This window comes from Neisseria mucosa (assembly GCA_003028315.1).
Taxonomy (GTDB): domain Bacteria; phylum Pseudomonadota; class Gammaproteobacteria; order Burkholderiales; family Neisseriaceae; genus Neisseria; species Neisseria mucosa.
On sequence record CP028150.1, the window covers coordinates 880,002 to 906,631 of the forward strand.

Genomic DNA, 26,630 nt, shown 5'->3' on the forward strand with positions numbered 1-26,630 from the left:
ATCTAAATAGTATAAGTGTTAGGTATACTGTTGTCTATTGCATTCAAAATTTATCTGACAAAAGGTATTTAAAAGGTATAAACAGTGAAATTTCATAAACCATTATGGGAAGAGGGTGTCTTGCTCTCTCCTCAGCACTTCCAACAACAAAACGTTTTTAATAGTTACATTTATGCAAATGTAATAAAATTGATGGGCGAATTCAAGTGGGGATGTTTTCGTTGCGAGTTCGATCAGCAGACGCTTGAGTTAGGAAAAATTAAACTGAATGAACTTCAGGCATGTCTGCCGGACGGAACCTTGATCGATTTACAGTCGGGCAGTGGCTCTGTTGAAGTTCGTGACATTAATAGCCTTCCTGTGAGAGCAAGAAATACAGTGTTGCTGGCTCTCCCTGTTTATCAAGCGCATGTACCGAATTTGGTGGATGAAAACGGGGCTGGAAATACCCCTAGACGGTTTGTGAAAAAGTTCGAGCAAGTTGAGGATTTATTTTCCGCTGAGGAGGCAGAACTTGCCGTTGAGCAATTAAATTTACAAATTCGTTTTGATTTCGAGGATAATGACGATTACATTACATGCCCCATCGGAGTAGTGGAAAAAAACGAGAATGGGGCATTGATTTGGTCTAAAGACTACATCCCTCCATTATTGTCGATTACAGGATCGGAAGTTTTACTTTCATGTCTGAATAGAATCACTTTGCTGGTGTTGTCCCGTATAGATAACTTATCTGCCCGCCGTCGGGCGCGTAGTGAAAATACGGTCGATTTTTCTGTGTCTGATTCGACATTGTTTTGGTTCTTGCACGGATTAAATACGATTTATCCTGAATTGAAACATTTGAATGATTATCCGCAGCAACATCCAGAGGAGCTTTATAAGCTCTTGGTTCGTTTACTTGGTATGTTGTACACATTCAGAGTTAGTGAATCAGTTAATGAGATGGAGCCATACGATCACTTTGATTTGTTTGGAACCTTCAACCGTTTGGAGTTGAAAATTCGCAGTCTGTTGGATGAAGTAATTCCATCGCCTGTCATCGAATTGTCGTTAGAACATACAAAATCTACACACTGGCGTGCTCAGATATTTGACAGCAGGATTGATGATAATGCGGAGTTTTATATCTCGGCACATTCTGATTCCGTTGTTTTTGCTGAATTGCAGAAGCAATTACCATTGGTCAGCAAAATTGGGGCACCTGAAGACGTCGAACGCGTTATCAATACGGCAGTAATGGGAGTGCCTTTGCAGTTATTGAATCAAACTCCTCCTGGTTTGCCGTTCCGAATGGATAATGTTTACTTTAGATTAGACAAACGGCATGTGGCATTTTCAAGAATGATGCAATCGCAGGTATGTAGTATTTATGTTCCAACATCTATACCTAATTTACATTTAAGCTTATTTGCAGTAGTGAGTATTTAGTATGAACCATAATCCATTGATTCGAAGTGAATTAAGAGATACTGCTTTGACTGTATCCGCATTATCGGCAGGTTTTAGTCCCGAGCATGCCTCAACATGGTATGAGTATTGCAAAACTTTGGTAGAAAACTTAAGAAAGAATTTAGCAAGCTCTGGGCGTAGTGCAGAAGAGATTGAAGAGATTTCTTATGCGCAGTGTGCGCTTTTGGATGAGGTTGCACTGCAGAATCTGCAAGGAAGTGATAGGGAAGTATGGGAAATGAATCCCATGCAAGTACATTTCTTCCAATCATACAATGCAGGCGATGTGTTGTGCGACAAAATTGAAAAGCTATGCAAAACAGGAAGTGCCAATTCTTTGATCGCTGAGGCATATTTGAGTGTAATCAATTTAGGCTTCAAGGGACGTTATATTTTAGATGAAATGGCTCTCCAAAATTCACAAAATAGCTTGAAAAAAATGGTTTCTGGATTGTCTAGCAATGCGGTAACTCAAGATGGACAAATATTCTATGTTGATCGTAAAAGCATGCCTCTTAAGAGTTTGTTTACGATTAGTCCGATATGGGTATTTATCTGTTGTTCTGTTATTGCAGTAGTAGCTTATTTTGCATTTGGATACTATCTAGATACTTTGGCTGAACAAACTCAAGCATTATAAATTTAGAGTAATTTCATAATGACTTATCAAAAGCTCTCGTCTTTCATTATATTTATAGTAGTTGAGCTTATACTGTTTTATGTATTGGCAATATATTGGCAAGCTAGTTGGATGCTGAAAGGCGGTATTCTAGCTTTGTCAATTGTTGCTATCTTGTGTGTTTGGTTAATCAGACAGCGTAAGAACAAGGAAAACATCAGTATCGGTTCAGAAGTTTGGCAGCAAATCGCGACAGAATTAAATAATACGGGATTTACCGAGCGCTACGTTTTGCGTATGCCTGATTCTGCAGTGAAGATGTCAAATTTAGTCGATAGATATGATGACGCAGTATATATAAATATTTTTAATCCAGAACATTTATACACTGTAGTTTGGAATCTGCTTCAGAATATAGCCCGTAAACAAATCTCACTCAGCATAGAGCTGGTGTTATCTCCCGCCATAAATTCCGATGTGTCTATGGTTATGCGTGGGTGGTTGCGCAATATATTGTTTTTGCAGAAAAAGATGGGTATATCTATACCTGTGAGTTTTGTTATCCGTGCTCCCTTTCTTTTCAAAGAGTCTTCAGATAAAAGAGAGCTATTTTTTGCCTTAAAAACTCAAGGCAGATGGAATGTATTAAGTATTAAGCAGTTTTTTAATGATTTTAAAGAAAGTCTGTCTATTGAGTTTTTACAGCAAAATAAACAATCAAACGGCTGTCAATATATCTGGCTGATCGAAGCACTCAATTGCGTCGAAGAGCAATTGTTGAATCGTACAGACGGGGGGTGGGAATATGTCGATGTACGCAGCTTAAGCGTAGTTGACGATGGAGACTGCCAAGCCAAATCAGTATGGGCAACTTACATATCTAAGAATACACAAGGGTTAATCCATTCTTTTAATAGTTATCAAGGTAATCAATTTCAATATATTCATACCGAATTGTCAGATAAATATACCGTTTATCATAAAAATCATGCTATTGATATACTTTTTAAAGTATTATCCGTTTGCGCATTAGGTTTTTTATCTGCTTCGTTTTTCTCTATGAAAAACAATAGCCGTTTAATAGAACAAATCAGCCGGCATATAGAAAATGTTAGGTCTGAGGCAAATTCAAATGAGCGGCAACAACATTTGGTATTGCTAAAGCAGGATTTGCAATTGCTTGAGAAATACCGTAATGAGGGTGTGCCGGTACATTTAGGATTAGGGTTATATCGTGCGGATTTATATATTCCAAAGTTAAAAGCCTTAATGCCAAAAGATCCTCCACCTCCAAAACCGATAAAACCAGAACTTGTGAAACCAGTAGTTATTACTTTAGACAGCTTGGCTTTGTTTGAAACAGGTCAGTTTGAACTAAAAAATAATGCCAATAAAGCATTGATTGGTGCATTAAAAGCAATTGAGTCACATCCTGATACACGCATTTTAGTTGAAGGATATACTGATAATGTTGGAAATCCTGTTTCCAATCAACAGTTATCAGAAAAACGTGCTCAATCAGTTAAAGATTGGTTGGTTATCTCTTCTAATGTTCCGGAGAGTCGGTTTGAGGTTAAAGGATTGGGTGATACCAAACCTATTGCAGATAATCAGACGGAAGAAGGTAAGGCTAAAAACCGTAGGGTTGAGATCATACTGATTCCGGCTGTAAAACAGTAACTCTAATGCAGCACAAGTTGCTTTAAACCTCAAAACTTAAGGCGTTTTCAATAAAACTAAGGAGTAAAAATATGGCAATTCCTGCTTATATGTGGTTGAAAGACGACGGCGGTTCCGTTATTAAAGGTTCTGTTGACGTCAATGGTCGCGAAGACAGCGTTGAAATCGTTGAGTTTCTGCACAATGTCCGTATTCCTACGGATGCCAATACCGGCAAATTGACAGGTACTCGCGTTCACGAACCTATCGTATTGTTCAAAGAATACGATGCTTCTTCACCATACCTGTACAAAGCAGTAACAACTGGTCAAACTTTGAAAGAAGTAGAGATCAAGTGGTACCAAATTGACGCTTCAGGTCAAGAGAAAGAGTATTTCAATACCAAACTGGACAACGTTAAAGTTGTAGCAGTAGGTCCTGTAATGCACAACATCAAAGATCCTGCTCGCGAACGTTACAATCACTTGGAACGCGTTGAATTGCGTTACGAAAAAATCACTTGGACTTATAAAGACGGAAACATCATTCATTCCGACAGCTGGAACGAAAGCCGCGCTTAATAATCCACATAAAGTGCTGCCTGATAAAGGTAGCACTTTTTTATAACACATTTTTACATCAGGGATATCAAATGTCTGCACATGATCAAGCATTATTATTACGTCGTCTGAACACGCATTGTCAGCAGGCGATGGAAGCTGCAGCCGGCTTATGTCAAACACGAGGTCATGCCGAAATTACGGTTGACCATTTATTTATCAAATTGCTCGAACTAGGGGATGGAGACGTTAATGCCTTATTGAGGCGTTACGAAATTGATTTAGAAAATATTTGGAATCCTTTGTTGAGTACGATGGACAAACTTCCACGCAATGTTCGTGGTAATCCTTCTTTGTCTAAATCATTGATTAGTTTATTGTCGGATGCATGGTTGTTGGCAAGTGACGAAGGTGCATCTGAAATCCGTTCGGCTTTCCTATATCAGGCATTGCTGAAATCTCCTTACCGTCTGATGACGCAGGAAGCATGGCCCTTATTAAGCCTGACTGAAACACAGATAGGTCGTCTGAAAACTTGGTTGGACGAAGTTTCTATCGAAGGTGAGAATAATACATTTGCGCAGCCGGCTTCAGAAGAAGGTCAGCATACAGTTTCAGCGGAATCTAAACCCCAACAAACCGCTACAGCAGGACAAAACGATGCGCTTGCACGTTTTACCGTCAATTTGACTGAAAAAGCCGCTCAGGGCGGTATTGACCCTGTATTTGGACGCGAAACCGAAATCCGTCAAATGATGGATATTCTGTCGCGTCGCCGTAAGAACAACCCGATTCTGGTTGGCGAACCGGGTGTCGGTAAAACTGCATTGGTAGAAGGTCTGGCATTGAAAATCGCTTCAGGCGAGGTGCCTAAGATATTGGAAAACACCCAAGTATTGGTGTTGGACTTAGGTCTTCTGCAAGCGGGTGCGGGGGTGAAGGGCGAATTTGAACAACGCCTGCGCAATGTTATCGAGGCTGTTCAGAATTCTGAAGAACCCGTTTTATTATTCATCGACGAAGCGCATACGTTAATCGGTGCCGGAAACAGTGCAGGCGGCGCGGATGCAGCCAACCTCTTAAAACCGGCTTTGGCGCGGGGTGAATTGCGTACCATCGCAGCGACAACCTGGAGCGAATACAAACAATACTTTGAAAAAGACGCCGCGTTGGAACGCCGTTTCCAAATGGTCAAAGTTGACGAACCCGATGATGAGGCTGCGTTCACCATGCTCCGCGGTTTGAAGCAACGTTATGCCGCTTACCATAAAGTCCATATTCAGGACTCCGCCGTCATCGCAGCCGTACAACTTTCCCGAAAATATATTACCGGCCGCCAACTGCCGGATAAAGCCGTAGATTTGTTGGATACGGCAGCCGCACGCGTCCGCATGAGTTTGGATACCGTGCCTCATATTTTCGGTTTGATGGATGCCCAAATTTCTTCACTGCAACGCGAGCTGGAGGCATTGGATGCCGACAAGCAATTAGGTCGTCTGAATGCTTCGCAGCAAGATAACATTCGACAAGTTGAGCAAGAGATTGCCCAATTGAATGAAGAGCGCGAAGAAATGAACCGCCGATATCAGGAAGAAAAACAATTGGCGGATGAAATCCAATCCTTGATGGAAGCTGCCAAAAATACAGAATTGACTTCTGAAGAGCGACAAGCCGCGCAACACAGTCTGACCGAGAAACAGCAACAGCTTGATGCCGTTGTCGCCGGTAAACCGTTGATTTTCACCAGTGTTGATGAGACCGTAATCGCCGATATTATTGCCGATTGGACGGGCGTCCCCGCAGGCAGCGTCCTCAAAGACGAACTGGCAAACCTGCTGCAACTGGAAAGCCTGCTTGAGAAACGCGTGGTTGGGCAAAGTGAAGCCATTCATGCTATCGCGCAAAGTTTGAGAGCCGCTAAAGCAGGTTTGAAAACCAACGATTCCCCATTGGGCGTATTCCTGTTGAGCGGTCCGTCCGGCGTAGGTAAAACAGAAACGGCGCTGGCTTTGGCAGATGCGCTGTTCGGCGGCGAAAAATCGCTGATTACCATCAACCTGTCCGAATACCGCGAAGCGCATACCGTTTCCCAACTTAAAGGTTCTCCTCCGGGTTATGTCGGTTATGGCGAAGGCGGTGTTTTGACCGAAGCAGTACGTCAGAAACCTTACAGCGTCGTATTATTGGATGAAGTTGAGAAAGCTCATAAAGACATTCTCAATCTCTTCTACCAAGTCTTCGACAAAGGCATGATGCGTGACGGCGAAGGTCGGGAAATCGATTTTAAAAATACCGTTATCCTGATGACTTCAAACTTGGGTGCGAACGAATTGACCCAATTGCTGACACCACAAGAGCCTGAAGAAACAGAAGAAGCTGTTGCAGAAGAGGGTAAAGAGCAAAACGCGCAAGAGCAGATTGTGGACACTGAAGTCGAACTTTCTGCACAAATGCCGGATAGCTCGTCTGAAAACGCCTGCGTTTCAGACGAACCTGTTGAAACCGATGAAACGCCTGAATTTAGTCTGGAAGAGTTGGCAGAAGCGATTCGTCCGATACTGACAGACCATTTCCAAGCCGCTCTGTTGGCGCGTATGCAGGTTGTTCCTTATCGTCCGTTGGAAAAAGAGGCATTGGCTCAAATCGTCAGACTGAAGCTGGACAAAATTGCTGACCGACTGTACGAAGCCCATCAAACACGCCTCAGTTACAGCGAAGATTTTGCAGCGCTTCTGGCTGATTCTTGCACTACCGGCGACAGCGGCGCACGCAATATCGACCATTTGCTCAACCGCCAAGTCATGCCTGCCATCGCGCAAAGCTTTTTGCAATGGCAGCAGACGGCAGGCCATATGCCGGAGCGTGCGAGCTTGGAGGTTGGAGAAGAAGGCATAGACGTCTTATTTGAATAAGGCTATGTTTAAAAACCGTCTGAAAGAGAGCCAACAAGTTTGGTTACCTTTCAGACCGCCTTCCACCACCAATCCCCTCCGCTTGACCACCCACCCCCGTTCAAACTACCATACCCACCCCATCGTCATCTTGGAAATACCCGCCATGACTGCCCGCCAATCCTACCACCTCACCTTCTCCCGATTCTCCCCGTCCCTCTCCGTTAAATCCTTCACCGCCTCCGAAGCCGCCAACACCGCCTACCACGTTGAAATCACCGCCACTTCCACCGATTCCTTCCTGCCGCTGTCTTCCTACCTCAACCAGCGCGCAGCATTTGAAATCCGTCCGCAGGAGGCCGTATTGTCCGAAGTCGCCGCCGCTTTTTCAGCCGGTTCGGACGAATCTCCGGCGAAGCAATGGCAGGGCATTATCACTTCATGCGAGAAGCTGTCCGTATCCAAGGATGAAACCGTTTACCGCTTTGTTTTAGAGCCGCGCTTCGCGGCTCTAAAACATTTCCAATCCTCCCGACTGTTTCAAAACCAAACCGTCCCCGACATCGTTGCCGCCGTCTTCAAACACCACGGCTTCTCCGGTGTCGACTACCGTTTCCAAAAAAGCCGCAACTATAGTGTACGCGAGTATGTAACCCAGTATCTCGAAAGCGACTTCGCCTTTATCAACCGTCTGTGTGAAGAAGAGGGCATTTGGTATGCCTTCGAACAGCATGAACAACATGGCGACGTGGTCGTCTTCGGCGACAGTCCCGAACACTACTTCCGCGACCAAAGCCTGCCCGTTTCCTACCGCCCCCATGCCGGGCTGGAAAGCGTCGGTACAGAAGCACTCTTCAACCTCAGCATCCGCCACAACCCCATCGTCGAAGGCATACGCAGTGCCGACTACAACTACCGCACCGCCGATACCGACCTCTTTGCCGAAACCGACAACAAACAATCCGAAGAATCGGCCGACAACACCGTCTTATTGGGCAAACAACAACACTGGGGCCTTCATCCCAAAACCCCCAACGAGGCCGAAGTTCAGACGACCCTGTTGAACGAAGCCGTCCTCTGCCGCCAAACCGTCGCCAACGGCAGCGGCAACGTCGTTTCCATGGCGCCGATGAAAGTGTTCCAAACCGATACCGCCTTCCCCGAAGCACCCGACGGCTGGCTGGTACTCGGCATGGAACACAGCGGCAGCCGCGATACCGCCTACAGCCATACCTTTACCGCCATACCCGCCCAACTCGCCTTCCGTCCCGAACGCACCACCCCGCGCCCCCACATCGCCGGCACACTGCCCGCACGGGTAACCGCGGCGGAGAACTGCACCTACGCCTACATCGACGATATGGGGCGCTACCGCGTCAAACTGCCGTTTGATTTGGACGAATGGAGTCCCGGCGGAGAAAGCCGTCCCGTCCGACTCGCCAAACCCTATGCCGGTCCCGAATACGGCATCCACTTCCCATTACACGAAGGCACCGAAGTGATGCTGTCCTTCGTACAGGGTAATCCCGACCGTCCGTATATCTCCGGCGTCATGCACGACAGCGCCCATCCCGACCACATTCCTGCCGATTGGAACACAAGGAACGTCATCCGTACCTGGGCGAACAACAAACTCAGGATGGAAGACCAAAAAGGTCAGGAGCACATCAAACTCGCCACCGACTACCAAAAATCCCAACTCAACCTCGGCCATATCGTCGACTCAAACCGCAACAAACGCGGGGAAAACGGCGAAGGCTTCGAACTCAGAACCGACGGCTGGGGTGCCGTACGGGCGGGCAAAGGCATACTCGTCAGCGCACAAAACCAAGACGCCAACGGCAAAGTGCTGGATATGGACGATGCCATTGCACAGATCGAACAGGCGCTCTCCCTGGCTAAAAGCCTGAACAAAGCCGCCCAAACCGCCAACAACCACCACACCGATGAAGAAACCCAAAGGGGTCGTCTGAAAGACGCCCTCAAAGACCTGAAAGAGGCCGGTTTGATCCAAACCGCCCCTGCCGGCATCGCCACCGCAACCCAACAAAGCCAACTGCATACCGCCAATGAAAACATTCACCTCGTCAGCGGCAACCATACCGACATCACCGCCGGCCAAAGCCTGACCGCCCATGCAGTAGAAAGCCTCAACCTGTTTGCGCAAAGCCAAGGAATCAAAGTACAGGCCAACCAGGGCAAAGTGGAAGTGCAGGCACAGAATGACGAATTGCAGCTGAATGCCTTAAAGGACGCAACGCTAACCAGCAGCGTAGGGAAAGTCACCATTGCGGCAAAGGAAGAGATTTTGATTACCTGCAAGGGGGCGTATATCAAGTTGAGCAACGGGGAGGTTGAGATTGGAAGTCCGAAGGTGGTAAGGGTGAGGGCGCCGTTGGTGGTGAGTGGGGCGAATAGCACCAACTTCAAATTCACTCAAGTTGGCGCAATTAAGCGTTACAGCAATAGATTGGATTTTGCTGAAAGTTTTGAAGGATTTGGGGATTTAACATCTCTAAAATATTTTGCACTTACTGAAAGTGGGGAGGAATTTGAAGGAAACCTTGATGAATATGGAAGAACCGGACGAATCACTTCAGCCACAGAAGAATATGCCAATTTTTTTGTAGGAGGAGGAGATTGGGTTTTATCTGAGGATGAAACTTACATAGAACAAGATGATTACTTATGCAGTGATGATTTTGATAATTTAGATAAGGAATAAATGGCAAAATGTTACAGCTTAAACTTAAAAAATTATTCTTAATTTACATATTACTAACTGCGAATGCAGTAAGTCTTGCCAGCCAGAAAACCTTTGTTTCCCCAAATAATACATTAAAAATAACTAGGGAGTGTAATAAAAAAACAAATGAATGTGCTTTCTATCTTAATGAGAAGGCAATTATTGGAGACATCCCAAAAGACAAAGCGACATACAAATGGATTGAGGATATTTTTGCATTGAATATTAATCTAGGCTCGTATAATTCATATTTAGTTTTGGTTGATGGAGTCCATAAGCCTCAAACAGTATCAGGAGTTATTACTATAGACGCTCATACGAAATGTATCATGGCTGCGGATGATGCAGGTATTTATTTTTATAAATTTTTCCAGCTAAAACCACTAAAGATTATTTTAAAACATAGTAAGCAATTTAATTTTGCAAAGGATGTTGTATCTTTACAATCAATAGTTCAGGGAAAGTTTAAACAAAAAAAAGTAGCTATGAGTTATTTAAATCATGTTTATGAATCAGTCGATATGGTCATTGATAATCCTTGTGCGAAATAATTCGGAGATTGGTAATGTCACAATATTCTAAGGAATTTATCCTGTTTGTTTCTACGATTGCTGGCGAAGCTGGCAATAGTAGTAGTGCTTCTTGGAAAGCAATTGCTCATGTAATAATGAATCGTTTTAAATATAAAGAATGGAGGAGGTATCAGACAATTAATGATGTAATATTAAAAACGGGTTTTGATGCGGCAACACAAAAAAATCAACCATTCTTAAGTGCCTATAATTCTCTATCAGCTGGGAAACCATCGCCATTAGTTTTACGGATTATTGCCGCTGTCCGACCTATATATGATGGAATGATAAAAGATCCTACGGGAAAGGTCGTATTGTATTATAGCCCGAGGGCGCAGTCTTCTTTGAGTCGAAGTAAGCTCCATTCGTATAAGCCAACACCGGCATGGAACTTTAATCTTTTGGAAGAAGTTAAAATTGCAGGTACTGAAAATGATGATTTCAAATGGTACAGATACAAAAATGCGGACAAATCAAAAAGATTACAAATAGTTAATCTTGATGGAGAAGCTATTCCTAATGTTCCATATGAAATTACACACGAAAAACAAGGTCAAGAAAAGGTCATTATCCAAGGACAAACTGACCAAGAAGGTAAAACCAAAGAGATTCCATATCAACATGCAGGAAAAGATGTAAAGGTTAAAATCAATCCCAATGCAGATAAGCATATGCCAAAGGCGAATATAGAAGGGATGATTTCGGTAACGGAAATTATTACGAAACTTATCAGCCCGTATCTCAAACAAAGAGTTATATTGAAACCGAATGGGAAACCCGGAAACTATGCAGGAATGTATCACAAGGTCAAAAAAGGGGAGACTTTGACAAAGATTGCCCAAAAGTTAGGAACAACCGTAGAAGCATTGCTTCATGCAAACCCAAAAATTGCAGATCCCAATAAAATCTATATCGGACAAAAAATTCGGCTTCCTGCAAAAACAGGTAGACCTGTCGCGAGAAAAGAAAACGGGGAAGTGAAAATAGATCGACCTACTAAGCCACGGGGAACAAACACGCAGCCACCTGCCGAGAAAGTACAAACAAAACCTACCGTTAATACGGGAGCAAATACGCAAACAGGAAATAGGGAGGTACAAATAGAAAAACCTAAGGCACAAGAATCAGGTAACCAATCATCTGCAAGAAAAGTGCAGATGAGTCCTTCCTCTGACACAGAAACAGCTAGTCGACCAAAGGAAGATAACGGTGCAAAACATACATCTCCCCAATTAAGGCAGAGAAGGGAGGTAAAGCGGGTAAATTCTGTGGATGGGAAGCCTGTTACAGTGGTTAAGGAGAATAGAGGGATACATGATCAAAATGAAACAAAAATTAATAAACTTCATCCTCAATTTCAAGACAAAGTAAGAAGGTTTATTCAAAAAGTGTATGAACAACATCAAATTAAATTAAGAATTGTGCAGGGATATAGGACATACAGAGAACAGGATGAATTGTATGCCAAAGGGAGAACAATGCCTGGATCAATAGTAACAAAAGCAAAAGGAGGGCAAAGTAATCATAATTTTGGACTCGCAATAGATGTGTTTCCAATTTGGCAGGATGGCAGGCTCCACATGAAAAAGGAAGATGATGCAGAGAATATTAGATTACTGAAATTAATTGCACATGTAGGAATTGAAGAGGGGTTAGCATGGGGAGGAAATTGGAGAAAATTTAAGGATTATCCTCATTTCGAATTGAAGGTTGGTAAAAATATGGCTCAACTAAGAGCAGCTGTAAAAGCTGCTGGTGGCGATCCTTTAGCTGTTAAATATGATATTTAGATGGAGTTGTTATGAAATCATTAAATATAATGCTAGCAATATTTACATTCTTTGTCTTATTATGTCAAAATGCATACGGAGTAAATTTAATTTTTACTTCTGAACTTGATGATGAAGAGTCAAGTTTAGAGGGAGGGGAGCTAAAACTATTTAAAGATAGATTAAATCATTGTTTTATTACTTCAACTTACTATGGGGAGACAGGTAAGTCTTTGTATGTGTATAATTTTAAAAAGGGAAATAAGTTAAGTTCAGGTATGCATAAAGAGTTTAGGTTTAAGGATGGTTATATTTCTAAAGATGAAAGAAATATATATATACTAATTAATAAGAAAGAATTAAATATTAATCATACTGAGGTTAGAAATGATTTTACTAATTTAATAAAGAGGATACCTAAATCAATTATTATTAAAAATTGTAACAATTAATTGTCTTTATAATCTATAAGTAGTTTTATAGTGATGCCGTCTGATGAAATTCCTTTCAGACGGCCTCTCCACCACCAATCCCCTCCGCTTGACCACCCACCCCCGTTCAAACTACCATACCCACCCCATCGTCATCTTGGAAATACCCGCCATGACTGCCCGCCAATCCTACCACCTCACCTTCTCCCGATTCTCCCCGTCCCTCTCCGTTAAATCCTTCACCGCCTCCGAAGCCGCCAACACCGCCTACCACGTTGAAATCACCGCCACTTCCACCGATTCCTTCCTGCCGCTGTCTTCCTACCTCAATCAGCGCGCTGCATTTGAAATCCGTCCGCAGGAGGCCGTATTGTCCGAAGTAGTCAGTGCATTTGGGTCTGCTTCGGACGAATCTCCGGCGAAACAATGGCAGGGCATCGTGACTTCGTGTGAGAAGCTGTCCGTCTCCAAGGATGAAACCGTTTACCGCTTTGTTTTAGAGCCGCGTTTCGCGGCTTTAAAACATTTCCAATCCTCCCGACTGTTTCAAAATCAAACCGTCCCCGACATCGTTGCCGCCGTCTTTAAGCATCACGGCTTCTCCGGTGTCGACTACCGTTTCCAAAAAAGCCGCAGCTACACCGTCCGCGAGTATGTGACCCAGTATCTCGAAAGCGACTTTGCCTTTATCAACCGTCTGTGTGAGGAAGAAGGCATTTGGTATGCCTTCGAACAGCATGAACAACATGGCGACGTGGTCGTCTTCGGCGACAGTCCCGAACACTACTTCCGCGACCCAAGCCTGCCCGTTTCCTACCGACCCCATGCCGGGCTGGAAAGCGTCGGTACCGAAGCGCTGTTCAACTTAAGCATCCGCCACAACCCCATCGTCGAAGGCATACGCAGTGCCGACTACAACTACCGCACTGCCGATACCGACCTCTTCGCCGAAACCGACAACAAACAATCCGAAGAATCTGCCGACAATACTGTCTTATTGGGCAAACAGCAAAACTGGGGCCTTCATCCCAAAACCCCCGACGAAGCCAAAGTTCAGACGATCCTGCTGAACGAAGCCGTCCTCTGCCGCCAAACCGTCGCCAACGGCAGCGGCAACGTCGTCTCCATGGCACCGATGAAAGTATTCCAAACCGATACCGCCTTCCCCGAAGCCCCCGACGGCTGGCTGGTACTCGGCATGGAACACAGCGGCAGCCGCGATACCGCTTACAGCCACACCTTTACCGCCGTTCCCGCCCAACTCGCCTTCCGTCCCGAACGTACCACCCCGCGCCCCCATATCGCCGGCACACTGCCCGCACGGGTAACCGCAGCAGAGAACTGCACCTACGCCTACATCGACGACATGGGACGCTACCGCGTCAAATTACCGTTTGACTTGGACGAATGGAGTCCCGGCGGCGAAAGCCGTCCCGTCCGACTGGCCAAACCGTATGCCGGTCCCGAATACGGCATCCACTTCCCATTACACGAAGGCACCGAAGTGATGCTGTCCTTCGTACAGGGTAATCCCGACCGTCCGTATATCTCCGGCGTCATGCACGACAGCGCCCATCCCGACCACATTCCTGCCGATTGGAACACAAGGAACGTCATCCGTACCTGGGCGAACAACAAACTCAGGATGGAAGACCAAAAAGGTCAGGAGCACATCAAACTCGCCACCGACTACCAAAAATCCCAACTCAACCTCGGCCATATCGTCGACTCAAACCGCAACAAACGCGGGGAAAACGGCGAAGGCTTCGAACTCAGAACCGACGGCTGGGGTGCCGTACGGGCGGGCAAAGGCATACTCGTCAGCGCACAAAACCAAGACGCCAACGGCAAAGTGCTGGATATGGACGATGCCATTGCACAGATCGAACAGGCGCTCTCCCTGGCCAAAAGCCTGAACAAAGCCGCCCAAACCGCCAACAACCACCACACCGATGAAGAAACCCAAAGGGGTCGTCTGAAAGACGCCCTCAAAGACCTGAAAGAGGCCGGTTTGATCCAAACCGCCCCTGCCGGCATCGCCACCGCAACCCAACAAAGCCAACTGCATACCGCCAATGAAAACATTCACCTCGTCAGCGGCAACCATACCGACATCACCGCCGGCCAAAGCCTGACCGCCCATGCGGCCGAGAGCCTCAACCTGTTTGCCCAAAGCAGCGGTATCAAGATGCAGGCCAATCAGGGGGCAGTCACTGTACAGGCACAGAATGACGAGTTGCAGCTGAACGCGCTGAAAGACGCAATGTTAACCAGTAGCGCGGGGAAGATCACTATTGCGGCTAAGGAAGAGATTCTGATCACCTGCAAAGGGGCTTATATCAAGCTGAGTAACGGGGAAATTGAGATCGGGAGTCCGAAGGTGGTAAGGGTGAGGGCGCCGTTGGAGGTGACGGGGGCGGAAATGCTTCGGCATCCTCTTCCCCGTTTCATCAAAAATAAGGGGGTGGATGTGTATTACCACTACGATGACTTGATGCCCGTAGTTAATGCTCCATTTGAAGCTTACTTTGAAGATGGAACAATTATTTCTGGAATATTGGATGAAAACGGATACGCCCACATCGAAGATGCTCCCGAAGGTAGATTCCACGTTTTATTTGGTGAGGACCCGAGAGAATGGATTTATAAAGAACCTGAAGAAAAACGGGTTGAATCCCGTTATACAGAAGAGGAAATACAGTTGTTTTGGTTGCAAGAAAATAATAAAGGAAAAGAATGATGGCTATACCTTCATCTCAAGATATGATTGATTTTTTAAAGACGCTAATTTTAGGTGAGTTTCAGGATAATAAACAACAAAGCTCCATTGCTATTTTATTGAGGGGTCTTATTGGAGTTATTCCAGGCGTAGATCAGGTTTTGGATGCACAAGATACCATTGCCTTAATTGTTCGCTTTAACCAAAAGAACTGGCAGTTGAGCCAAGATGATTATGCTGATTTGGCATTTACTGCCTTTGGTTGGATACCCGAATTAGGTAGTGTATTTAAAGGAGTGCTCAAACCAATCTGGAAACAAAGCAAGGGTAACAAAGGCGTACAAAATGGCATTAGAATGCTAGAAAACGCATTAAAGGGAAAACAAGGGGCAGTCATAAGCAAAATACGTTCCTATGTCAGAAACACGGCACAATGGACACAATGGGCGAACATTGCCATTACAGAATGTAATATCCGCCTGACTGCCTATATTGAAATGTTACAAATCATATCGCGAGGACATATAAACTTTAAACCCGTTGCTGACTGGAAATGGACGCATACCCAATTTAACTTTCCTGCCTGGCTGATTAAAATGGCGCGGGAACAAATTGCTCCTGCACAAAAACTAAAACAAATATTAGCCAAAGCCATAACAGAAGGCGTAGAGAGCATTAGATATTTTTTGGAAACCCTTTTGGGTGAACATGCCAATCTCGTTATGGCTGCCGTCAATGGTGCGGCAAACCATACAAACCATAATAAAAACGGCCGTCCTCATGCTGTTCATAATGCCAATCAACAAGTGGGTAACAAACGCAAACACAGTGAGAAAAATACCTCGTCTACGCAATCGAAAGAAACTTCTAATTCGAAACCATATAAAAACGACAATGTTCGCCACGACCGTCATCCCAAAATGACCAAAGGGCAGAATGATGATAAGCTCGTCCAAAATACCGCTACTAATTCCGGCAGGAGGGCTGTAGCGGTGCAGAAGACTAAAGGTGCTGTAGAGCAGATAAGTAACAAAATCACAGGTCTTATTGGCGAACATATGGCAGACTACTGGATGCTGGAACAAGTCGGTGGTAAAGCGCGGCACGATCATGGAGGGACGGCAGAGGGAAGCTGCTATAAAATGAATTTCGGCGGCAGGCTCTACCAGCTTCACCAACCTTCGGCAAACCCTAAAGGAATTGATTCCCTGTGGAAGGTCAACGGCAAAATCGGCGGTAAGCCGTACTGTATTTTAGAAGCAAAGGCAAGCGCTACCGCCCTTACACGTCCGCTTGGTAAATTGCTGACTGATGGTCGGGATAAAACAGAGCGGCGAACACAGAATAATCAGCATCAGGTGCAGATGAGCCATACGTGGTGTGAAAGTAGATTAAGAAATTTGGGATTAAATCTTCAAGTAAGAACGGATTATTCCCGCCGAGTCGTCTTCTTTGGTATTAATGACATTGCCACCCATACTAAAGCATATGCCAAAATCGTGGAAGCAGTCGCACAACCCGAAAAAAGACAGTACTTGCCCCGTATCATGATGGAGCATACTGAACACAAACCTGGTCGTATTTTTACGGATGAAGATATTGAGGTATGGGTAAAAAGGAGGATAGGTGAAAAGAGAACAGAATCTTCCAACAAGGTTGGCAGAAGGAAAAAACAGAAACCGTAATTGATTAATTGACTATTATATGAGTATAAAATGAACGAGACCGAACAAATCCCTTTTAACAAGAAACGTAGGCAGCATTTTTTGACTGAGGAAAGATTTAGTAAATTTAATAATTATTTTCTGGAAGCTATTCCTGAATATAATAAATGGAAACTCTCAGATGATTTGGCATTACGATTTTTATCTAGACAACAAGCAGAAACCTACTGGGATTATTTGAAAATCATATATACCGCAGGTAAACCGATAGAGGATTTAATTCCTGTTCTAGAAAAATTTTTAGCTTCAGAGGAAGAGATAACTAAATTCTGGCAGCAAAATAAAACTAAATTAAACGATGTCGGCTACTACACAAGCCCGATGCTGTGGTGTGACGTTGAGCATTACCTTAAAACTCTGCACCTCATTGCGCTGTGCTACCTCCTGCAACGCGAAGACTTGCTCCCACGTCTTCTTGAAGTCATCCTTGCCAATGCTGAAGATGATTTAGAACCTGATACTACTATTGAAGACTTTTTGGACTACCATTTTAAAAATCGTCCTGATCCGGATTACGTCCAAATGGGCAAACACGCCATTTTATTCGGTGAAGCTATGCGTGGCGAAACCAAAGAAGAACAGTTAGAAGAACTCAACGCGTATCTCAAAGACTGGTATCACGAAATGGTCGGCATGAGTGACCTTGAATACCAGACCCATCTTGACCCCGAGCAGAACGGATTTTGCGGTTACTGGGCTTTCGAAGCCGCTGCCATCGCTTATCTTGATGATTTGGATGATACCGAATTGCGCCAATATCCCTATTACCCCAAAGATATGGTGGATTGGGCTCGGGAGCAGAAACTCAAACACGAGCAGGATCAAGATCGAAGCGGCAACTTGCCTCTGCTCCTCAACGCAGGTACACCCGCCCCGTTTTCAGGCAGATACGGTACCGACAACTTCATCGGGCATGAGATCCAAATCAATCAGGGAGAGCTTCTGCCTGCCGGACAAGTCAGTGCGAAGAGAGATGAGAACGGTAATCCTATTTTTCGGGAAGATACCGTTTGGAGATTGCTCAAACGCGAAGACAAAGGCAAAGTCCGTTTCAGCGAAAAAGAGGTGAAAGAGCTTCAAAAGTAAAATAGAAACGATAACAAGGTCGTCTGAAATCATATCGGGTTTTCAGACGACCTTGGATTCGGATTTCAAGTGCAACACTAGGGTACCAGTGGTTGGAACAGATTTAAGAATAAAACACTTGGCGTTTCGTAGCCAAGTGTTTTTCTCGGCCGGTGGTTCAACTCATCTTGAACCCTGCGTATCTCCCGATTGCTGATGTTTCGGAAATCGGTTTGTTTGGGGAAATATTGCCGGATGAGTCCATTGGTGTTCTCATTCAGCCCTTTCTCCCAAGAATGGTAAGGGCGGCAAAAATAGGTTTCCGCCTTCAATGCTTTGGCTATTTTGGTGTGTTGGTAGAACTCTTTGCCGTTATCCATGGTAATGGTGTGGACTCTGGCTTTATATGCCTTTAATACCCTAATGGCCGCCCGGGCAGTGTCTTCGGCTTTTAAGTTCTTTAATTTGCAGATGATGGTGTAGCGGGTAGTGCGTTCGACCAAGGTCAATAACGCGCTTTTCTGATTTTTGTCGACGATGGTGTCGGCCTCCCAATCGCCGATGCGGGTTTTCCGGTCGACGATAGCAGGTCGGTTTTCTATGCCGACGCGGTCGGGCACTTTGCCTCTGGTCCATGTGCTGCCGTAGCGTTTGCGGTAGGGTTTGCTGCATATTCTGAGATGTTGCCACAAAGTGCCGCCGTTGCTTTTGTCTTGGCGGAGGTAGCGGTAAACGGTGCTGTGATGGAGTGTGATCCCGTGGTGTTTATGCAGGTAGGCGCATACTTGTTCGGGACTGAGTTTGCGGCGGATAAGGGTGTCGATGTGTTGAACCAGCTGCGAATCGAGCTTATAGGGTTTTCGCCGGTGCTGTTTGGTCAGCCGGCTTTGCTTCTGTGCTTTTTCGGCGCTGTATTGCTGTCTTTGGATGCAGTGCCGCTTGATTTCTCGGCTGATGGTGCTTTTGTGGCGGTTAAGCTGTTTGGCGATTTCGGCGATGGTGCAGTGGCGGGACAGGTATTGGATATGGTATCGTTCGTCTTGGGTCAGTTGTGTGTAGCTCATGGCAATCTTTCTTGCAGGAAAGGCCGTATGCTACCGCATACTGGCCTTTTTCTGTTATGGAAAGTTGCACTTCAAATGCGAATCCGCCGACCTTTTGCATAATACACAAGAGTAGCCGCCACCAATACTTCTACGACAAACTCGGCAACCTCATCAGGGAATACCGTCACGACAGCCTGGACGGCACAGCCCGAAGCCACGTCTGGCATCACCGCTATGACGCATTGGGCAACCGTACCGAAACCATCCGTCCCGACGGGCAGCGTATCGGTTATCTCCACTATGGCAGCGGCCACCTGCACGGCATTACCCTCAACCATAATGAAATAGCAGCCTTCGAACGCGACAAACTACATCGCGAAACTGAACGCTCTCTTGGAAAGCATATCCGCCAAGAAACACAATACGACCCCATGGGCAGAATCCTGCAGCAAATCCACAACCGCAGCCGGCGCGAATACGGCTACATAGAAAACCGTAATGGCAGCACCGAATACCGTTACGACCCCTTGGGCAGGCGTACCGCCAAAATCCGCAACGGAGAAACCACCGTCTACCACTGGCAGGAAGACACCCTTGCCATCGAAAGCACAAACGGACAAAACACCCATTACCTGTTCGAACCCGGTACGTTCGAACCGCTGGCGCAATTTCAGACGACCGAAACTATAGGCATAGAGCGGGAAGACAAACCCGCCGAGCCGTACGGCTACGACCCCGAAACCGATCCGCTGCTGAAAATCCCACCCGAACCCCAAGGGCAGTCCGAAGCGCAGCCCGAATTGGTTTATTACCAACTCGACCATCTCGGCACGCCGATTGCCGCGCACAATGCAAAAGGCGAAGCCGTATGGACGGCCGAATACGAAGCATGGGGCAGAATCCGTAACGAAACCGTTTCAGACGGCCTCAAAGCCAACATTCCGTTCCGCTTCCAAGGACAGTATTACGACGAAGAAAGCGGGTTGCACTACAACCGTTTCCGCTATTACGACCCTGAAATCGGGCGGTTTGTGAGTCAGGATCCGATTGGGTTGATGGGTGGGATAAATGTTTATATTTATGCTCCTAATCCAATAGAATGGGTTGATCCATTTGGATTGGCATCAAAATCTAGTTTTGCAGTTCGACATGGTCCTAGTGCTCCACAAAAAATAAATGGTAAATTCCCTATAAATTCATGTTTTGCAGGTAAAACTATGACCATGAAAGATGTTAATCAAAATATTTTAAAAAAATACCCAGGATTATCATCAAAATATCAACATGGGGTTCCTTTTAATATGATGGGATTCCCAGATTTTTCCAGATATGCAATAAGAACAGTTAATTTACCCGGAGGGTTTATTTCAGATAGTAAAGATTTTAGTCAAGCAAATAGAATAGCATTTGGCAATAGTAATAATTATAAGGATAAAGGAAATATGATAATAGATGGCAAGAGATACATTTGGCATCATACAGAAAAAAATGGAAAAATTCAGTTGATTCCATATGATCTCCATGATGCAATTAAACATACTGGTGGTGCTGCGGTATGTGGAACAAGAAAACGTTAATATTAATTTATGGAGTATAAAATGGTTGAAATTTTAAAATTTGGTAAGTCAGAAGAAGAAATTAAAGATTTAGAGAGCAATGAAGGTCAGTTAAGTAAGAAAGCTATCAAAAGGTATCTATTTTTAAATGCCCATCAAACAGCTTCATGTGATGATATTTTAAAATTTGAAAATGAGCATAATTTATTATTACCAGATGAATATAAGGAATTTTTAGAAAAACATAATGGAGGAATACCAAATAATAGTTGTTTTTTAGATGGTAGGGTTTTAAATTTCTTTTTTGGATTGTTTAATAATCCTAAATTAGAAGAATCTATTGAGTGGCATTTAAATATGTACAATGATAGATATCCATCATCAATGTTACCTATTGCATCTGCAGGAGGTGGAGATTTAATTTTAATTGGCATAAAAGACGAGTATATGTCTAAAATATTTTACTGGTTTCATGATTTTGAGGCAGAGGAAAGTGGAATTCAATATTTTGAAAATATTGAATGCGTTTCAAATAATTTAAACGATTTTTTGAGTATGCTTACATCTGAATGCTAATTGTTTTCTTAATATAAGAATACTAAAATTCTTTCATTGATATTTGGAATGGCTTGAATTAACTCATTAAAATAGAAAACCGTAACGGCAGTACCGAATACCGCTACGACCCCTTGGGCAGGCGTACCGCCAAAATCCGCAACGGAGAAACCACCGTCTACCACTGGCAGGAAGACACCCTTTCCATTGAAAGCACCAACGGACAAAACACCCATTACCTGTTCGAACCCGGTACATTCGAACCGTTGGCGCAATTTCAGACGACCTCGCCGATAGGCATAGAAAGGGAAGACAAACCCGCCGAGCCGTACAGCTACGACCCTGAAACCGATCCGCTGCTGAAAATCCCGCCCGAACCCCAAGAGCAGTCCGAAGCGCAGTCCGAATTGGTTTATTACCAACTCGACCATCTGGGCACGCCGATTGCCGCACACAATGCCAAAGGCGAAGCCGTATGGACGGCCGAATACGAAGCATGGGGCAGAATCCGCAAAGAAACCGTTTCAGACGGCCTCAAAGCTAACATTCCGTTCCGCTTTCAAGGTCAGTATTACGATAGAGAAAGCGGGCTGCACTACAACCGTTTCCGCTATTACGATCCTGAAATCGGGCGGTTTGTAAGTCAGGACCCGATTGGGTTGCGGGGCGGAACGAATCTGTTTGAGTATGCGCCGAATCCGATTATATGGGTTGATCCATTGGGCCTCTCAGCATTTTCGTGCAACAAATTAACAGCCTGTGGATGTAAAGAAATATTAAAAAGTGAAAATGTAATTATTGGTAAGCATGGGGATATGAAAAAAATTGGTGGATTGAAAGATTCACATCATATTTATCAAGATGCAGCCGTTCGAAACATTCCTAATTATAAATATAATCATGCTATTGCTATTAGTATTCAAGGAAGAAACCCTGATGGCTCAACAAGAAATACACCGCATTATCGGGCAAATCGTGCTCAAGACAACTCATCTAAAGCAGGAATTTTAGGTGCGGAAACAGTAGTTGCCTATAATCCTTTGAGAGCTGCAGGCCTAAGCGCAAAGGCTGCAAAATGTGCTACTTTGGAAGCTAGAAAATATCTAATTGGCCTAGGGGCTAATGCAGGTTCTTCAACTAATCAACTTTCAAGAAGAAGGAAATAAATATGTTTACATTCCAAAGAAAAGAGAATTTTTTGGATCTTATAGAAGAATTTTTAAATTTATTGAACCAAAGAGATTTTAAACAGCTTGAAATTAAATTTCAGCTTAATAAAAATGTGTATGATGAAATTTTGGAAGACCTAGATTATGAAAATATTTCAGATAAAAAATTATCATTAGCACCTAAAGAAATTGCGTTAACTGCGCAAAATGATAACAGACCAATATTTGAAATATATAAAATAAATAATAATGAAGAAATTATAGGGGTCGAAAGTTGTTTATATGCAGATAGTGAAGAAACTGACCTCACATTAGAAGGTTCTATTTATAAAAAAGATGGTAAATACATATTTATTTACCATGGTATTCGTGCATAAGTTTAATTTGAAGAATGCTGAGTAAAAAGTAGATTGGATTAAAAATGCAAAATATCAAGGCCGTCTGAAAGCTTGTCCCCCTTTTCAGACGGCCTTTTCAGTTAAAAATATCGGATCGCCATGAAGTAAAGACATTCGGGCAACTACCGAACCCTACAGCTACGAGCTCGAAACCGATCCGCTGCTGAAAATCCCGCCCGAACCCCAAGGGCAGTCCGAAGCGCAGCCTAAATTGGTTTATTACCAACTCGACCATCTCGGCACACCGATTGCCGCGCACAATGCAAAAGGCGAAGCCGTATGGACGGCCGAATACGAAGCATGGGGCAGAATCCGTAACAAAACCGTTTCAGACGACCTCAAAGCCAACATCCCGTTCCGCTTCCAAGGTCAGTACTACGACGAAGAAAGCGGGCTGCACTACAACCGTTTCCGGTATTACGACCCTGAAATCGGGCGGTTTGTGAGTCAGGACCCGATTGGGTTGATGGGAGGGATGAATCTGTTTGAGTATGCACCGAATCCGACGTTATGGGTCGATTCACTTGGTTTGCATAAAAAGAAGCGTTGCTGTAATGGCGACCCTTGTTCAGGAAAAAATCCTTCTGCTACTGCAAGAAGGTGGCAAGGATCCGATCCGTACCCAGGAATAGATTCATATAAAAATGTCGTTGTCAAAGCAGGTACAGTTTTGTATACGTTGTATCCGCACGGTAATACACCTGGAAATTATTTTGTGACAGCAAAAGATGTCTTAGCAGCACGGACTGCGAGGGAATACAATGATTCTGTTCAAGTATCTCATAAAGAGAATACAGACGGAGGAAAGAATATACGAACCGCTTTACATGGTTTTATAGTAACAAAAGATACATGTATGGCTAAGGGAATAACGAGGGCAAATCCACATTTAGGTAAAGGGGGGGCTACACAGTATTTCATTGAAAACATGGATAAAATAAATTTAAAATCAACCAATAAATTAATTAAATATGGTAAATGATATGAATAACTTACAAGTATCTATGAATCATAAAAAAATTACGATAGATAATAATATAGTGATTGATTTTATGGAGGAATTTCCTAATAAATTAAAGGGGTTTTTTACACTTTCTGGAAACAGCTATGTATTTGATAGAGAAATTACATACCTAAGTGAAAAAGCAAATATAATAATCGTTATCTCTCATAAAATTAAAATTTATATCATATTTAAAGATTATATTTATTTAGATAATACTATACTTAATTCGAAGATTGTTCGTAGGTTTATTAAGAAATATCCTATTTTGGCTTCAAGTTATGAGCTTATCAATCCAATGAAACTAGAATTTAAGAATTCGAATATCGTATGGGATTGTTTAAGTTTTACTTATGATGCAAAGCAAGCTGCAATAACCCTTTTGATCACTACATTAAATTAGCTAAATTCTTAAGAAATTTGTAGGCTTAGGATCATATGATTAATTGATCATAGTAATTACCAAATCGACCATCGCGGCTCATCAATTGTCGCACACAATGAAAAAAGCGAAGTTGTATAGTTAGTCGAATACAAGGCTTCAAATTCAACATCCCGTTTCGCTTCCAAGGTCAGTATTACGACGAAGAAAGCGGGCTGCACTACAACCGTTTCCGGTATTACGACCCTGAAATCGGGCGGTTTGTGAGTCAGGATCCGATTGGGTTGAAAGGCGGAGGAAATTTGTATGCCTATGTTGTCAACCCGACTTTATGGATTGATCCATTGGGATTGGATCATAGAAGCGTCTTCTGGAACGCCGTAAAACACGATACGCACAGGGATAAATATCAGGTACATCATATTTTCCCGAAGGAGTTATATAATGATGAGGATAAAAATAAAAAAGCAAAAAAAATTTTAAAATGCCATGGGTTTGAGAGAGATGGAATCCATAATTTGATCGGACTTCCTAGAAATGAACATGACAACCCTAGGAAAAATGATGCTTGGTTCGGAGCTTCTAAGCATAATTCGAATCACTTTGGATATTCAAATGTAATTAGAAATGTAATTGAGAAAATAGGCTCTTCCGGTTCTTGCAGAGAGCAAAAATTAAAATTGATTGCCTTGCAAAGAGGAGCGAGAGAAGCATTGAAAAAAGGAGAACCATTGATGCCTAAGGCTGGAGCAAAAGAATCATCATGGGATAATATATTCAAATCATTTTATTAATGGAAAGGTAATACAATGACAAATATTGATTTTGAAAAATACCAATTTTTAGTGGAGCAAGAACTGACGCGTTATAAAGAATTAATTGCGTCTAAAGGATTTTTAAGTGGTTCGTTTTCGTTAGAGGGTTATGAAATTACGCATAGCCAAAAAGAAGCCTATGATTTATATACTGTCGAAGAACCACCTGCACCTTATTTTAGTTATCCTGATTTAATTGGGGACGTTGTACCGAGTTGCTTTACCCCTTTTTATGATGTTGAAGAGATTGATGAAAGAGTTAATAACTTATGGAGTAGTATCTCAGACAACTTATGGGAATATGTTTACAAAGAAATAAAAAACCTTGATTTAGATCGGAAAGAGTTGGAGGATATAGATGGGTTTATTTATAATGATTTTCTAAGTATCATAGCTTATAAATCTTTTTCTCAAATACCTAGTAAAAAAATAAATGAAAATAGAAAAATGTTCTTAGAGAAACAAATTGAGGTTTATAAAAATGGTGGTTTCCCTTGTGGTTGGAAAGGGGAGTTTCCGGATGGTGTAATGGTTGTTTATTCGCCTGAATAACTGTTTGTCTTTCTATTTGTCAAAAAGTAAAGTAAGGCCGTCTGAAAAGCTTGCCCTCTTTATCAGACGGCTTTTTCAGTTAAAAGTATTGTATCGCCATGAAGTAAAGACATTCGGGCGACCGCCGAGCCGTACAGCTACGACCCCGAAACCGATCCGCTGCTGAAAATCCCGCCCGAACCCCAAGGGCAGTCCGAAGCGCAGCCCGAATTGGTTTATCTCGATCATCTCGGCACGCCGATTGCCGCACACAATGTAAAAGGCGAAGCCGTATGGACGGCCGAATACGAAGCATGGGGCAGAATCCGTAACAAAACCGTTTCAGACGGCCTCAAAGCCAACATCCCGTTCCGCTTCCAAGGTCAGTATTACGACGAAGAAAGCGGGCTGCACTACAACCGTTTCCGGTATTACGACCCTGAAATCGGGCGGTTTGTAAATCTGGATCCGATTGGGTTGATGGGTGGGATAAATGTTTATGTTTATGCACCTAATCCAATTAGGTGGGTAGATCCTAATGGTCTTTCTCCCGTTTCTCAAAATTGTCGCAACACAAAATACTCCAGAGGAGAGGTCATTACCAAAGTAACAGCTATTGTTAAACTCCATCAAAATCAAATTAAAAAAGTAGCTCCCGATGCCCACGTTGGATTAAGGGGAAGTTTGGTAACGGGAAAAAGAGGAAACGGAACCCCTTGGGATCAAATTGAATCAGATATTGATGCTTGGGTTGCTTCAAAAACTTTATTTGATGGCAATAATCGGTACCCAAGAGAATTGAAACCTGTTGAAAATTCAATTAATACAGCGATTAAAACAGCACTTCCTTGTTTGAGGCGGGGAGGAAAAGTTTTCTCTTTTAAAACTCAAAGGCATAATTTCATCGAAGGTGCTAGAGCCAGAAGCGAAAGAATTATTACAATATTTTAAATAATTTAAGGTTTTTT

Annotated in this window: 20 protein-coding genes and 2 pseudogenes; 21 read left to right on the plus strand and 1 reads right to left on the minus strand. The window is 43.6% G+C overall.

Annotated elements, in window-relative coordinates:
* The first annotated feature begins 84 nt into the window (after nucleotides 1-84).
* The 12 genes and pseudogenes from tssK to NM96_04390 all read left to right on the plus strand — a co-directional run bounded on the left by tssK (nucleotide 85) and on the right by NM96_04390 (nucleotide 17,958).
* The gene (gene tssK / locus NM96_04335) at nucleotides 85-1,431 is read left to right on the plus strand and encodes a type VI secretion system baseplate subunit TssK (protein AVR78672.1); all 1,347 of its coding nucleotides are present in this window, start codon (nucleotides 85-87) and stop codon (nucleotides 1,429-1,431) included.
* 1 nt (nucleotide 1,432) lies between these two features.
* On the plus strand, nucleotides 1,433-2,092 hold the full coding sequence (locus tag NM96_04340; protein ID AVR78673.1) for a DotU family type IV/VI secretion system protein: 660 nt from the start codon (nucleotides 1,433-1,435) through the stop codon (nucleotides 2,090-2,092).
* Between the two features lie 18 nt (nucleotides 2,093-2,110).
* On the plus strand, nucleotides 2,111-3,751 hold the full coding sequence (locus NM96_04345) for an OmpA family protein (GenBank protein ID AVR78674.1): 1,641 nt from the start codon (nucleotides 2,111-2,113) through the stop codon (nucleotides 3,749-3,751).
* 71 nt (nucleotides 3,752-3,822) lie between these two features.
* Nucleotides 3,823-4,311, plus strand: a complete 489-nt coding sequence (locus tag NM96_04350) for a type VI secretion system tube protein Hcp (protein ID AVR78675.1) — start codon at nucleotides 3,823-3,825, stop codon at nucleotides 4,309-4,311.
* A 71-nt stretch (nucleotides 4,312-4,382) separates the two neighbouring features.
* Nucleotides 4,383-7,202 carry a type VI secretion system ATPase TssH gene (clpV, locus tag NM96_04355; protein ID AVR78676.1) on the plus strand — a complete coding sequence of 940 codons (2,820 nt, stop codon included), beginning with the start codon at nucleotides 4,383-4,385 and terminating at the stop codon, nucleotides 7,200-7,202.
* Between the two features lie 4 nt (nucleotides 7,203-7,206).
* On the plus strand, nucleotides 7,207-9,906 hold the full coding sequence (locus NM96_04360; protein ID AVR78677.1) for a type VI secretion system tip protein VgrG: 2,700 nt from the start codon (nucleotides 7,207-7,209) through the stop codon (nucleotides 9,904-9,906).
* An 8-nt stretch (nucleotides 9,907-9,914) separates the two neighbouring features.
* Nucleotides 9,915-10,478 (plus strand): hypothetical protein, encoded by a 564-nt coding sequence (locus NM96_04365; protein AVR78678.1) that lies wholly within the window; start codon nucleotides 9,915-9,917, stop codon nucleotides 10,476-10,478.
* Between the two features lie 14 nt (nucleotides 10,479-10,492).
* A complete protein-coding gene (locus NM96_04370; protein ID AVR78679.1) occupies nucleotides 10,493-12,289 on the plus strand; it encodes a LysM peptidoglycan-binding domain-containing protein in 1,797 nt (598 codons plus the stop codon).
* Between the two features lie 11 nt (nucleotides 12,290-12,300).
* Complete coding sequence (locus NM96_04375; protein ID AVR78680.1) at nucleotides 12,301-12,720, plus strand: hypothetical protein; 420 nt, start codon at nucleotides 12,301-12,303, stop codon at nucleotides 12,718-12,720.
* A gap of 43 nt (nucleotides 12,721-12,763) precedes the next feature.
* Nucleotides 12,764-15,439, plus strand: coding sequence for a type VI secretion system tip protein VgrG (locus NM96_04380; protein AVR78681.1), 2,676 nt, complete (start codon nucleotides 12,764-12,766; stop codon nucleotides 15,437-15,439).
* Nucleotides 15,436-17,103: a hypothetical protein gene (locus NM96_04385; protein AVR78682.1), complete on the plus strand. Its 1,668-nt coding sequence runs from the start codon at nucleotides 15,436-15,438 to the stop codon at nucleotides 17,101-17,103. Before NM96_04380 ends, NM96_04385 begins: the two co-directional genes overlap by 4 nt.
* A gap of 30 nt (nucleotides 17,104-17,133) precedes the next feature.
* Nucleotides 17,134-17,958 (plus strand): annotated as a pseudogene (locus NM96_04390) (hypothetical protein).
* Between the two features lie 347 nt (nucleotides 17,959-18,305).
* Here NM96_04390 and NM96_04395 read toward each other — a convergent pair.
* Complete coding sequence (locus NM96_04395; protein AVR78683.1) at nucleotides 18,306-19,271, minus strand: IS30 family transposase; 966 nt, start codon at nucleotides 19,269-19,271, stop codon at nucleotides 18,306-18,308.
* A gap of 56 nt (nucleotides 19,272-19,327) precedes the next feature.
* Between NM96_04395 and NM96_04400 the strand changes: the two genes are divergently transcribed.
* The 9 genes and pseudogenes from NM96_04400 (at nucleotide 19,328) to NM96_04440 (ending at nucleotide 26,613) form a co-directional block, all read left to right on the plus strand.
* Complete coding sequence (locus NM96_04400; GenBank protein AVR78684.1) at nucleotides 19,328-20,830, plus strand: hypothetical protein; 1,503 nt, start codon at nucleotides 19,328-19,330, stop codon at nucleotides 20,828-20,830.
* Between the two features lie 9 nt (nucleotides 20,831-20,839).
* Nucleotides 20,840-21,385 (plus strand): SMI1/KNR4 family protein, encoded by a 546-nt coding sequence (locus NM96_04405; protein ID AVR78685.1) that lies wholly within the window; start codon nucleotides 20,840-20,842, stop codon nucleotides 21,383-21,385.
* 65 nt (nucleotides 21,386-21,450) lie between these two features.
* Nucleotides 21,451-22,530: a hypothetical protein gene (locus tag NM96_04410; protein AVR78686.1), complete on the plus strand. Its 1,080-nt coding sequence runs from the start codon at nucleotides 21,451-21,453 to the stop codon at nucleotides 22,528-22,530.
* Nucleotides 22,527-22,910: a hypothetical protein gene (locus NM96_04415; protein ID AVR78687.1), complete on the plus strand. Its 384-nt coding sequence runs from the start codon at nucleotides 22,527-22,529 to the stop codon at nucleotides 22,908-22,910. The genes NM96_04410 and NM96_04415 overlap by 4 nt, the downstream gene beginning before the upstream one ends.
* A 133-nt stretch (nucleotides 22,911-23,043) precedes the next feature.
* The gene (locus tag NM96_04420) at nucleotides 23,044-23,913 is read left to right on the plus strand and encodes a hypothetical protein (GenBank protein AVR78688.1); all 870 of its coding nucleotides are present in this window, start codon (nucleotides 23,044-23,046) and stop codon (nucleotides 23,911-23,913) included.
* Between the two features lies 1 nt (nucleotide 23,914).
* Nucleotides 23,915-24,337, plus strand: a complete 423-nt coding sequence (locus NM96_04425) for a hypothetical protein (protein AVR78689.1) — start codon at nucleotides 23,915-23,917, stop codon at nucleotides 24,335-24,337.
* Between the two features lie 116 nt (nucleotides 24,338-24,453).
* A pseudogene (locus NM96_04430) lies at nucleotides 24,454-24,669 on the plus strand (type IV secretion protein Rhs).
* Between the two features lie 456 nt (nucleotides 24,670-25,125).
* A complete protein-coding gene (locus tag NM96_04435; protein ID AVR78690.1) occupies nucleotides 25,126-25,683 on the plus strand; it encodes a hypothetical protein in 558 nt (185 codons plus the stop codon).
* 111 nt (nucleotides 25,684-25,794) lie between these two features.
* Nucleotides 25,795-26,613 carry a hypothetical protein gene (locus NM96_04440; protein AVR78691.1) on the plus strand — a complete coding sequence of 273 codons (819 nt, stop codon included), beginning with the start codon at nucleotides 25,795-25,797 and terminating at the stop codon, nucleotides 26,611-26,613.
* Nucleotides 26,614-26,630 lie beyond the last annotated feature (17 nt).